This window comes from Bacteroidota bacterium, assembly GCA_016213405.1.
Classification (GTDB): domain Bacteria; phylum Bacteroidota; class Bacteroidia; order Palsa-948; family Palsa-948; genus Palsa-948.
This window is the reverse complement of record JACRAM010000036.1, coordinates 1-12,879: the sequence shown is the minus strand read 5'-3', so window position 1 is coordinate 12,879 and position 12,879 is coordinate 1. Positions and strand designations below refer to the sequence as shown.

9 protein-coding genes are annotated in these 12,879 nt (G+C 40.7%); 8 read left to right on the top strand and 1 reads right to left on the bottom strand.

Going from position 1 to position 12,879, the window contains the following annotated elements; translation table 11 throughout:
- Positions 1 to 162 precede the first annotated feature (162 nt).
- The 3 genes from HY841_03795 to HY841_03785 all read left to right on the top strand — a co-directional run bounded on the left by HY841_03795 (position 163) and on the right by HY841_03785 (position 5,024).
- The gene (locus HY841_03795) at positions 163 to 2,487 is read left to right on the top strand and encodes a choice-of-anchor L domain-containing protein (protein ID MBI4929860.1); all 2,325 of its coding nucleotides are present in this window, start codon (positions 163 to 165) and stop codon (positions 2,485 to 2,487) included.
- A gap of 57 nt (positions 2,488 to 2,544) precedes the next feature.
- On the top strand, positions 2,545 to 3,624 hold the full coding sequence (locus HY841_03790) for a T9SS type A sorting domain-containing protein (GenBank protein MBI4929859.1): 1,080 nt from the start codon (positions 2,545 to 2,547) through the stop codon (positions 3,622 to 3,624).
- A gap of 182 nt (positions 3,625 to 3,806) precedes the next feature.
- Entirely contained in the window at positions 3,807 to 5,024 is a 1,218-nt protein-coding gene (locus tag HY841_03785) for a T9SS type A sorting domain-containing protein (protein ID MBI4929858.1), read from the top strand.
- A 223-nt stretch (positions 5,025 to 5,247) separates the two neighbouring features.
- On the opposite strand, the gene HY841_03780 is transcribed toward HY841_03785, so the two are convergent.
- A complete protein-coding gene (locus HY841_03780; GenBank protein ID MBI4929857.1) occupies positions 5,248 to 5,763 on the bottom strand; it encodes a C40 family peptidase in 516 nt (171 codons plus the stop codon).
- Positions 5,764 to 5,889: 126 nt separating this feature from the next.
- Between HY841_03780 and HY841_03775 the strand changes: the two genes are divergently transcribed.
- From HY841_03775 to HY841_03755, 5 genes are all read left to right on the top strand, one after another.
- On the top strand, positions 5,890 to 6,960 hold the full coding sequence (locus HY841_03775) for a class I fructose-bisphosphate aldolase (GenBank protein MBI4929856.1): 1,071 nt from the start codon (positions 5,890 to 5,892) through the stop codon (positions 6,958 to 6,960).
- Between the two features lie 226 nt (positions 6,961 to 7,186).
- Complete coding sequence (locus HY841_03770) at positions 7,187 to 8,032, top strand: acetyl-CoA carboxylase carboxyltransferase subunit beta (protein MBI4929855.1); 846 nt, start codon at positions 7,187 to 7,189, stop codon at positions 8,030 to 8,032.
- A 500-nt stretch (positions 8,033 to 8,532) separates the two neighbouring features.
- Positions 8,533 to 9,435: a T9SS type A sorting domain-containing protein gene (locus tag HY841_03765; protein MBI4929854.1), complete on the top strand. Its 903-nt coding sequence runs from the start codon at positions 8,533 to 8,535 to the stop codon at positions 9,433 to 9,435.
- 76 nt (positions 9,436 to 9,511) lie between these two features.
- The gene (locus tag HY841_03760; protein MBI4929853.1) at positions 9,512 to 10,408 is read left to right on the top strand and encodes a T9SS type A sorting domain-containing protein; all 897 of its coding nucleotides are present in this window, start codon (positions 9,512 to 9,514) and stop codon (positions 10,406 to 10,408) included.
- Positions 10,409 to 10,420: 12 nt separating this feature from the next.
- Positions 10,421 to 12,673, top strand: coding sequence for a tail fiber domain-containing protein (locus HY841_03755; protein MBI4929852.1), 2,253 nt, complete (start codon positions 10,421 to 10,423; stop codon positions 12,671 to 12,673).
- The last annotated feature ends 206 nt before the right edge of the window (positions 12,674 to 12,879 follow it).

The following is a 12,879-nucleotide window of genomic DNA, read 5'->3' as shown; positions in this document are numbered from 1 at the left end:
GGTGTTCCCTTCAATACAAAGGGATGTCCCTACGGTACCAGAAGTGATGAAATTAACACAAAAATTCAAATATCATGGCTAAAAACACCTAACAAGCACTCATAAATGCCCGATGACATAAAAAAAGTTAAAGAAAAGGCACGCATACAAACTATAGAATAAATGAAAACTCCATTTTCCATATCTGCTTTCATAGTTTCTTTTCTCTTCTTGCCCTTTCTTTTCCCTTTAGGGCAGGGGCTGCTTTTTGCCCAGCTTCAGGTTACTGCCAATAATAACCCAACACAGCTTGCTCAAACACTGGCGGGAGCAGGCGTTACAGTTTCAGGCGCAACAATGAATTGCCCGAGTTTAGCCAGTCCTGCTAATAATCCCACCGGAACATTTGTCGGCACATCCAGCAACATAGGCATTCCGGGAGGAATACTTCTTACAAGCGGAGATATTATGTATGCGGTGGGTCCTAATATTGGTGGCAGTTCAGGTGTAGATAATCAGTTTACCTTTAACGACCCGGATCTGATGCTTATTGATCCGAATGCAATAAATGATGTTTGCATTGTGGAGTTTGATGCGGTGCCCACCTGCAGCACTCTTGCATTTACGTTTGCATTTGGCTCGGATGAATACCCTGAATTTGTCAACTCATTCAATGATGCTTTCGGAATTTTTGTTACCGGAACCAATCCTTCCGGTCCTAATTACACAGGATATAATATGGCGCGCATACCTGTTTCTTTGGTACCCGTTTCAATCAATAATGTGAATAACGGAAATTATGCCTGTCCCGGTCCGCCCACCGGACCTTGTACCAATTGCGCTTACTATATAGATAACTGTTCGGGAACAACGGTTGAATACGATGGCTTCACTTCGCCCATTACTGTTACGCTCAATGTAGTCCCTTGTAGTTCTTATCATTTCAAACTTGCTGTTGCCGATGCGCTGGACCATATTTATGATACAGGCGTATTTTTTGCCATGCAATCGTTGGTCTGCGCCACTTCTCTTACAGTAACCGCCTCATCACAAAATGCAACCTGTGTGGGAAATAACGGAACCGGAACGGTGACAAGTGTTACAGGAGGAGCCGCGCCATATGCTTATGTGTGGAGCACCACTCCGGCACAGAGCACGCAAACCGCAACCGGTCTTTCACCCGGAACATACACCGTTACAGCCATTGATGCTAACGGATGTTTGACCGGAACACAAACAGTTACTATACTGGGTGGCGGAGTAAGTTTCAGCGTAACAGCAACTCCTGTAAATGCTACTTGCTTTGGAAATAATAACGGCAGCGCTTCTATCACTAATCCAACAGGCGGCACAGCGCCTTATACCTATGCATGGAGCGTCAATCCGGTTCAAACCACTCCCGCTATTTCAAATATACCTTCTGGCAATTACACCTGCACGATTACCGATGCAGCGGGCTGCGTGCAAACTGCCACGCTTACTGTAACTCAGCCGCCAGCCATTACCGGAAGCGTTACCGCCACCACCAATGTAAGCTGCAATGGGGGAAACAATGGCTCAGCCACCGCCAGCGGAAGCGGAGGAACGGGAACGATCAATTATTCATGGAACACAACACCCGCACAGGCAGGCGCAACAGCAAATAATCTTTCTGCCGGAAATTATATTGTAACGATTACCGATGCCAACGGATGCACCCTTACGCAGACGGCAACCATTACACAACCTACCCAAATGGCAGTAACAACAAGTTCAACCCCGTCCGACTGCGGAGTGCAGAACGGCACTGCTACCGTAACCTCCTCTGGAGGAGTGCTTCCATACACTTATATGTGGAATACATCTCCTGCTCAAACATTGCCCACCGCCATTAATCTGGGTGGAGGAACTTACAATGTTATTGTAATAGATGCCAACGGATGCACCCAGCAGCAATCTGTTCTGGTTGCGGGAGGATTGCCTCCTGTGGCAGGTTTTTATTTTCCTTCTGAAGTGATTTCAACGCTCGACCCGTTTGTATTGTTTCTGGATGGCTCCACCGGAAACCCTGCCCTCTGGAATTGGAATTTTGGCGATACCTCTTCAGGCGCGAACAATAGTTCTGTGATACAGAATCCATCGCACATATATACCGACCCGGGCATTTACTGCATCACCCAGATTGTTTCTGACCCCACCGGAATATGCGCAGACACGCTTGTTAAATGCCTGAAAGTGGAAGCGCCCTACACCTTTTATATTCCCAGCGCCTTTACTCCGAATAATGATGCCTTCAATGAACTGTTTAAGGGAGAAGGCACCAACATTAAAACATTCAACATCATGATTTTTGACCGATGGGGAAATAAAGTTTTTGAATCCAATGACATCAACACCGGATGGAACGGCAAAGTGAAAAACCGATCGGGCACTCTGGTACAGGAAGATGTGTATGTCTGGAAAGTAACTATTACTGATATTTACGACCGGCAACATAAGTATATCGGAAATGTGACCATGGTAAAGTAAATTTGTTTTCCTTCCATCGCTGTAACAAACTATCTTCGCGGGATTAATCTTAATCAAATGAAACATTTTTTCACCTTTCTGTTTTCCTCTTTGTTGTTTGCCGGCAATTTATTTTCTCAGTTGCAGGTGATGGTTGAAAGCAATGCAGACACTCTTGCTGCTAAATTAGCTGGCAACGGTATCAGTGTATCCAATGCAATTATTAATTGTCCTGCTGGCGCCAGCGGAACATTTAACGGTTCTAATTCAAACATCGGTATAGGTTCAGGAGTTTTACTCACAACAGGAAGTGTAATCAACGCGGTGGGTCCCAATCTTCAGAGCAGTATCTCCACAGCAAATGGCATTACATTTAATGACCCCGATTTAATGACGATAGAGCCGCTGGCAACCAACGATGTGTGCATTCTTGAGTTTGATGCTATAGCCGATTGCGATACTATGTTTATTAAATTTGTTTTTGGTTCAGATGAATATCCTGAATTTGTGGGTTCAGGTTTTAATGATGCGTATGGAATTTTTGTAACGGGTCCTAATCCTTCCGGTCCGGCATACAGTGGATATAATATGACGATGATTCCATCAACGACCACACCCGTTTCAATCAACAATGTGAATAACGGAACGCTGTGCCCCACATCTGGTCCCTGCACGAATTGCTCTTATTACATTGACAACTGCACCATAGATTCAAATTCCACTGTAGAATACGATGGCTTCACGCAACTGATTTTCAAATCGCTTCCGGTTATTCCTTCTCAATCCTACCACTATAAATACGCCATTGCCGATGCCGGAGATCAGATTTATGACTCAGGCGTGTTTTTTTCTTTGAACTCTTTTGCCTGCATCCCCAATTCGGTCAATGCTGTTTCAGAACAATTCCATCAAGTGAATATTTCTCCCAACCCGTTTACTGCATCGGCAGTTTTTTCAATAAACAACCTGAAGGAACAAAGCAAACCTTTTTCACTTTCTCTCGTAGATATGTTTGGCAGGGAAGTAAGAAAAGCAACTATTGAGATGAACGCTGATGAATTTACTTTTTACCGCAACGGGCTTCATGCAGGAATTTATTTTTACAGACTTGAAAATGACACGCAGATTATTTCTTCGGGGAAATTAATAATAGAATAGATAATATTCCGAATAAGAAACAGTAGAAAATTATGGTACAGATAACGAAACCATACAGATTTACAGAAATACAAATTGATGCGAATCTGTATGGATTTGTATTTCTGTACATCTGTAACAATCCGTTATCTGTACCCATTTCATTATACAATCCTTAATCGGAATAAACTCTAATAAAGAAAATGAAAATTGTTTTTCTCCTGTCGGCTTGCCTGTTTGTGACTGTTGGATTTTCCCAGAACGGACTTCCTTCTCCTGAAAATAAAAACCCCACCAGCCTGTCGCCTCTTGGAGGAAATAATTTCCTCGGGAAAGCATACAACGATTTCGGTTGCGGCTTGAACTATGTGCAGGGTTCTGTTTTGATTGAAACAAGAACGCAGGGATATGGTTTTAATGCAAACGGCACCGGACTGCCTTCTGCCATTACGATTTCTGGTCTTCCTGTTTCATCAGTTAGTATTGACAAAGCTTTTTTGTGGTATTGCGCTTCGTATCAATCTGCAACCGCTCCTGTCACCACCGTAAACATAACCAATCCTTCAGGCGGAAACACTATTTACAACAATCTTTCTCCGGTGGGTATCAGCGGAGATGTTTGCTGGGCGGAAGTCGGTTCTGCGGTTTACCGGGCGGATGTAACAACCACTATTTCCGGCAACGGCTTATATAGTTTTGACATAACGGGGTTTACCAACCCCAACTGGGAAGTTGATGGCGCCACTCTGTTAATTATTTACCGAGATTCAAGCGCAGCGTATTCCGGAACGTTAGTGATTGACGATGGCAACATGGGCTGCGGATCATTCAACGGCTATCTTAACCCGCTGAGTGATACATTGGCTGATTTTATTGCTTGCGACAGTTCTTCTTTTGCCAATGCGTTTTTAATTGTTTCAGATATGCAGGCAAATATAAACGGAGGATTTCATACTTCTACACTGAATGGGGTTACAACAACTAATTTTTCTAACGACTTCTGGAATTTTGATTTCATTAATACGGCTGTAATGCCGGGACAAACCACCAGTTTTATTTCTGCCGATGGATTAGGATCCGACTGCTATAATTTACTGGTTGCAGGATTGTATTATCAGGATACCAATTGCGTTTCCTGCATTTCAACCGTATCAGTTTCTGAATCATCACAAGAGTCTGCAATAATTGTTTATCCCAATCCGTTTTCAGAATCAACTGCACTTGAGGTCATCGGCAATCAGTCATCGGTTATCGGTGGAGCGTTTATAATGTATGATGTTTATGGAAGAGAAATTTACCGGTTACCGATTACCGACAACCGATTACTAATTGAGCGTGGTAATCTTTCAAACGGACTTTATTTTTACTCTATTGAATCAGATGGAAAAATTCTTTCACGGGGAAAATTGCTGAATCACTGATGTTACGCAAATACATTTTTACCGCAGAGTTCGCTGAGGTTTTACGCAGAGAACCGCTGAGAATACAAGATTGCATTTTCTCTGCGGCTCTCCGCGTGTTGTTTTCTCTGTGTTCTCTGCGGTTAACCCCGTTGGATAATCAATTCTGGAATTTGGTACAAATCAGGAAATACTATCCTACGGGGTTAATTGCTTTTCTGCGTAACATCAGTGATTCAGTAATTTATGGTTGCTTAATTCTTCCGCCTCCCTCAAAATATTTCTTGTAATATTCTTCATTCAAATCATCAATCATCACTCCCGCTTTGGTAGTGGCGTGAACAAATTTATTGTTCTGAAGATAAATTCCGACATGAGAGATTTCTTTCGATTCAATCCTGAAGAATACCAAATCTCCTTCCTGTAAATCCTTTTTTGAAATGGCGGTGCATTGATGGTAGAGGGAAGCCGATGAACCCATTATATTTTTTCCGAAAATTTCTTTGAAAAGAATGGTGGCGAACCCGGAGCAATCCACACCGCTTTTTGATTTGCCACCGTATTTATATTTCACCCCATACCATTCATCAATGAACGAGTAAAGTTTTTTGTTGGAAATGTTTTCCTTGCTTACTCCGAGAAGCTGAGTGTATTTTTCTTCAATGGTTTTATACGAACCGTTTGTGGTGCTTTTCCTCGTTCCGCAGGAACAAAAAATCAGCGCAAGAATCAGCAAAGAATAATTTCTGGAAAACCTCATAGGTAAAAGTAACTTCAACTGATTTTCAAAAAAAGCAAAGTGTTTTCTGTTTTCAAGCGAAGAATGTTGATAATCACTTGCCAATATTTCTTAAATTTGCCTCCCTTTAACAAAAAATATATAACCATGTCAACCGCAGTAGCCCCGTCAAAACTCACCGAACTCCTTGGCGCCAATGCCGATAAACTTCTGAATCACACCTGCAAGGGAATCACCAAAGAGCAGTTGCACCTTCCCGGTGGAGATTTTGTAAACAGAATTTTTTCTTCCAGCAACCGAAGCGTGAAGGTGATGGACAACCTGAAAAAGATTTATTATCACGGCCGGCTTTCCGGCACAGGTTACCTTTCCATTCTTCCCGTTGATCAGGGAATTGAACATTCTGCAGGCGCATCGTTCGCTCCCAATCCCGCTTGCTTTGATCCGGAAAATATTGTCAGGTTAGCCGTTGAAGGCGGTTGCAATGCGGTGGCTTCTACGTTTGGAGTGCTGGGCATTATTTCAAAAAAGTACGCAAGTAAAATCCCCTTCATCGTAAAAATAAATCATAACGAGTTTCTCACCTATCCGAATAAGTTTGACCAGATTCTCTTCGGAACGGTTGAAAGCGCATTCAACATGGGCGCTGCGGCTGTGGGAGCAACCATTTATTTCGGTTCTGCCGAATCATCACGTCAAATCACCGAAGTGGCAATGGCGTTTGAAAAAGCCCACGAACTCGGAATGGCAACGGTGCTATGGTGCTACCTGAGAAATTCCGCTTTCAAAAAAGACGGAGTGGATTATCACAACTCAGCCGATTTAACCGCGCAGGCAAATCATCTGGGAGTAACCATTCAGGCAGACATCATCAAACAAAAACTCCCGACAAACAATGGCGGATACACCGCGCTCAACTACGGAAAGACGCACGCAAAAGTTTATTCCGAACTTACATCCGACAATCCGATTGACCTTTGCCGCTATCAGGTGGCGAATTGTTATATGGGAAGAATCGGTTTGATAAATTCAGGAGGAGAATCAAAAGGAGCAAGTGATTTATCAGAAGCAGTCACCACCGCTGTGATTAACAAGCGCGCAGGCGGTCACGGATTAATTTCAGGGCGCAAAGCATTTCAAAAGCCGATGAAAGAAGGAATTCAATTGCTGAATGCGATTCAGGATGTATATCTTTCGAAAGAAATAACGATTGCTTAATTTGGTAATTTGAAAATTTGAAAATGAAATCCCGAACCCATCTTCAAATTTTCAAATTGATAGGACTTACGCAAACTCTGCGGCTCTCTGCGAAAATCTCAGCGTTCTCTGCGGTAAAAATTTTAACCGCAGAGTTCACAGAGAAAAATGACGCTGAGAACCGCAGAGAAATACAAGAATTGTACATTTTGCGTAAGTCCTAATTGAATAATTTTCAAATTGAATTATGAGTTGGTACAAACGAATAGCAAAAGGAATCACCACCCGCACAAGGGAAAAGAAAGAAACCAAAGAAGGTCTCTGGCATAAATGTTCTCAATGCAAAAAGATACGGCCTGCTGATGAGCATTCCAAGAACCTGTATGTGTGTCAGGAATGCGGCTACCACGAACGCATCGGCTCCAAAGAATATTTTGAAATTATTTTTGACAATAACGAATATCTGGAACTCAACGCTGAACTTACTTCGGCAGACCCGCTCAATTTTTCCGATACAAAAAAATATACCGACCGTTTGGCAGATTCGCAGGAGAAAACAGGATTGAAAGACGCGCTCGCCACCGCTGCCGGAAAAGTGGATGGAAATGAACTCGTGATTTGCTGCATGGATTTTACGTTCATTGGCGGCAGCATGGGCTCGGTAGTGGGAGAAAAAATTTCCCTCGCCATAGATTTTTGCATAGAGAATAAAGTGCCACTGGTGATAATTTCAAAATCAGGAGGAGCAAGAATGATGGAAGCGGCTTTCTCCCTGATGCAACTGGCAAAGACAGCCGCCAAACTCACGTTGCTATCTGATGCGAAACTTCCTTACATCTCTTTGCTCACCGACCCGACCACAGGCGGCATCACCGCTTCTTTCGCCATGCTGGGCGATTTGCATATTGCAGAACCCGGTGCGCTCATCGGTTTTGCAGGTCCGCGCGTGATAAAAGAAACCATCAAGAAAGACCTACCCAAAGGATTTCAAACTTCAGAATTTCTTCTCGAGCACGGATTTCTGGATATGATTGTGAACAGAAAGGAATTAAAAACAAAATTATCACAGCTGCTTACCTTCTTTAAGAATTGAAAATAGCAAGTCCTCCCCAAATGAGGGAGGATTTAGGAGGGGGCTGCAAAACTTTCGCAGCTGCTTACGTACTTTAACATGAGTTCGGGAACAAATAACAATACAAATATTCAACAATCAATAATCAATGTTCAATTCTCTAAGCTGTTGTTTTCATTGAAAGTCGAATATTGAACATTGAACATTGATTATTCTTTTTTTCTTCGGATGATTTTGATTTTGAACCCGAACTCACGTTACTTTAAAAACTAATTTTTGGTGTTTCATAGTTCTCTCTGACTTTGTCTGAGGACTCTGATGAAAATAAACTCACCGTATAACTTGCGCAAGTAAAGTAATTTGCGTTACTTTGTTGTATCATCTGCTCAACCGCTCTTTTATGAATGAATAACTTTACTCTTAAATATTTCCGCTCTCGTTTTTCTTTACTTCTTTCTTCTTTTTTCTTTTTCGTATTTTTCGTATTGTTTCGCTTTTCGCTGTTTGCACAAATCAACCTTGTGCCTAATCCCTCCTTTGAGCAGTTTGATACTTGTCCTGATGATGTTGCTCAAATTCAAAGAGCCCAAGGATGGTTCACGTGTGGTAACAGCCCTGATTATTTCAATGCTTGTGATACTTTTTGGGTGTCTGTTCCAGATAATTTTACGGGGCACCAATATCCAGCAAATGGAGTTGCCTATGCAGGATTAATTACTTACTCTGGCATACCTCCCAATGTAAGAGAATTTATGGGAACGCAATTAATTTCTCCTCTTATGATAGGGCAAAAATATTATGTTTCTTTTCAAGTCAGTTTTACTATAAACAAAAATCCGGATGTATGTATTGCTGCCAACAAAATAGGTGCTAAATTTTCTACCTTTTCATATATTGTTCCTGATGTGTATTCCCCTCCTAATCCGGCACTAATAAATAATTTCGCTCATGTTTATGCAGATTCTATTATTAAGGATACTGCTAATTGGGTAACGATTTCGGGCTCATTCATTGCCGACTCTACTTATAACTATATTATGGTAGGAAACTTTTTTGATGACGCAAATACAGATACTTCAACTGTAAACTTAGATAGTGTTAGTGTTTCCGATTGCCATAGTTATTACTATATAGACAATGTTTGTGTGTCCACAGATTCATTAACATGTAGTAACAATGTAGGAATAAAAGAAATTGAAGATGAGTTCAATTTTCTTGTATTTCCGAATCCTGCAACTGATTTTATTGAAATTAACTCTGATAAAAATATGACAGAGGTAACTATCTATGATTTTTACGGCAGAAAAATTATTGAAAGAAAAAGTGAAGGCAAAAGTTTACTCATTGATATTCCTTTTCTTGAAAAAGGAATTTATTTTATTAATGTCAATGGTATATGGAATAATAAATTCATAAAACTTTAAATGAAAAAACTCTCTTACATATTCTTTTTCTTCTTTTTGCTTACTGCCTACTGCCGTTTGCTTTTCCCAAAACCTTGTGCCTAATCCCTCCTTTGAGCAGTTTGATACTTGCCCTTATGACCAAAATCAAATACACTTTGCAACAGGATGGAGTAATTACAATTATATTGGTTCTCCAGATTATTTTAATTCTTGCTCTACTCAACCTTGGTTTTCTGTACCATATAATTGGGGAGGGTATCAGCAAGCAGCATCAGGTAATGCTTATGCGGGTATTTATACTTATGAAAGTCCTGCTCAAAATTTCGGAGAGTATATTGGTGCGCAATTACTTTCTCCTCTTGCTATCGGCACTAAATATTATTTTTCCTTTAAGACAAATTTAGCACTTGATACAAATCATACTTTCAATCAAGCCACTAATAATATTGGGATGTTATTTTCAACCATTCAATACGGTCCTTCCAATCCGGTTACTATAAATAATTTTGCTCATCTTAATTCTACTGATGTGATTACCGATACAATGAATTGGACAACTATTTCGGGTTCTTTTATTGCTGATTCTGTTTATAAATATGTCATCATTGGCAGATTTTTTGACGATGTTCAAACCACTATTATTCAAATGCAAGATACTATTTCTGACAGATCTGCTTATTATTACATAGACGATATATATTTATCCACTGATTCTATTACAGGCGGAATTGCAGAGCAAGATATACAAGGCAGTATTCTTACTTATCCTAATCCATTTTATGAGTCCTCAAACATTGAAATTAACTGCGATTGCGGGTTGAATAATTCTTTTGTAAGTATTATTAACATGTGGGGGCATGAAGAAAAAAAATATTTATTCGTAAGTCGCAAAATAATAATAAATAGAGAAGATTTATTGGCAGGAGTTTATTTTTTGAAGATTGAAATCGATGATAAAGTTTTTACTCAAAAGATAATCATTATAAATTAAAATCGTACAACTATGAAAAACACAATCAAACTAGCAATCGGCATCACGATAGTGATGCTATGCAACAGCAATTTCTCTTCCGCTCAATTTAATTATGAAATAGGAACAGGAGGTACTTATGGTCGTACTGCACTTACTGGTATTGTAAGGGGAATTGGCATTGGAAATTTCACACTTCCAAATGTACCATTATCTGCTCTGCACGTCAACACTAATTTATTTCCAGTCGGCTTTCAGACAGGTGAAGTTTTTCGAACACAATCCCCAACAAGCACTACGCAAGCATGGCGTATGTTTTCAGGCACAGGAGTAGGAACACAAAAATTTAGTATCAGCAATGTAGGCACAACAAATGATGTATCGCTTAATGTTGTGCAAAACGGCAATATGAATTTTTTCACCAGCAACACCCAGCAGGCAACTATACTCGCCAACGGCAATGTAGGCATTGCCACCGCCAACCCATTAGTTCAATTAGATGTGAACGGCTCGGTGAATGTAAAAAATGTTGCCCTGCCCGCTGTGTCGGGTTATCATATTGATACCGCTATTGTACTTGCTAATTACGGAATTCCTACAAATATTTTTGTCGGACCCGGTGCCGGTGCAAACAATGTCCCTCCGTCAACAGGAACGTATAACACTTTTTGTGGCTATAATGCCGGAGTAAATAATAAATTCGGGAATGATAATGTTATTCTCGGGGGTGGCAGCGCAGGATATAACAGCGGTGTATTCGCTCCGGATGATAGAAATATTTATATTGGCTTTAATGCCGCCTATACCACCCGCGGAAACGATAATGTTATTATTGGAGCAAATGCTAATTCCACCTATGTTATTAATAATGCCGCTGCCATAGGTTCCAATGCCTACGTAACGCAGGATAACTCTTTAGTGCTGGGCAGCATTAATGGAATAAATGGCGCAACAGCCGATACTAAAGTGGGCATCGGCACCACTGCTCCAACTGCTTCACTTGAAATTAATGCCGTCAGCGCGAATGCCAGCGGATTAAAGTTTACACAACTTACATCTGCTTTTACTCCGGTTACTACTGCAACTAAATATTTGAGCGTTGACGGAACAGGCAATGTAATCTTGGTAAATGATGGCGGTGGTGCGGGTGGCGGCATTGTTACTGCCAATAACGGTTTAACAGTTGCTCCCACAGCAAGCAATGTGCAACTTGGAGGAACACTTGTCCAAAATACAGATGTTGCCCTTGCCAGCGGTTTTAATATGACTTTTTCAGGCACAGGAAATGTGGGAATAGGCACTACTGCTCCCTTTGCAAAGCTGCTGATAAAAGGCGCAGGAACCAATACAAGTACACCCCTTTTATATGCAATAAATTCGTCAGGTCTGGCTGCAATTGCTACAGATGAATGGACCAATGTTGTTTTATGCCAGGGTACAGGCGGGGGAGTAGGAATAGGCGCGGGATCAACCGGTGCTAAACTATATGTGAAAGGAGCTGGTTCAACAAGTTCAACCACTGCATTTCGCATTGATAACAGCATTGGTACAGATTTGGTAGAAGTTGGAAATGATGGCACAACATACAATATAAGCGGTTCGTGGCAGCAATTTTCAGATATACGATTAAAAAAAGACACAAGTGCATTTATTGATGGATTGAATGTTATTAAAAATGTTCATCCGGTTTTCTATGAATATAACGGGAAAGCCAACACTGAAACAGGAAGAAAACATATTGGAATAATTGCACAGCAAATACAACCGTTTGCTCCTTATACAGTAGATACTTTTATGGCTAAGCTTGATACTTCTGACCTAACAGAAACACAGCTTTATAGTTTTAGTTCCGGTCCATTATTATATGTAACAATCAATGCCATCAAACAATTATCTGCAAGCAATGATTCTTTGAAACAGCAATTAGCTTCTATGCAGTCAACCCTAAATAATTGCTGCAGCACAAACACAAAAACCAACGAAAACGCTCAAACAGAAATCGAAAAAATAAAACTCACCCTTCCCGATGCTCCGGTTTTAGGCGATGCCCGCCCAAATCCCAACTCCGGCTATGCCGAGATTCCATACTACCTTCCTGAAAATGTCAGCGCTGCAAAAATTATTTTCATAGACATGCTCGGCAGAACCATGCAGGAAAAAATTCTTCAAACCGGCTATGGAATAATTGGCATTGACACTCAAGATTTACCAAGCGGAACATATACCTATTCTATGATTCTGAACGGAAAAACTCTCGACACAAAAACAATGATAAAAACAAAATAAAGGCAAGCGGACATCAAAACAAAAAGGCATTCCGAAAATCCAGAACGCCTTTTTAATTTTATTGTTTACTCGTATGTTTGCGAAATTAAATAAACTAGTGCAACTAAAAGAAAAAAAGAGTGAGAGCAATATGCGTTACAAAACAACCCTTGAGGTATGTTCGTAGACAGAGAATCCTCACTCTTTTTAAAACTCTTTAAAGTCAG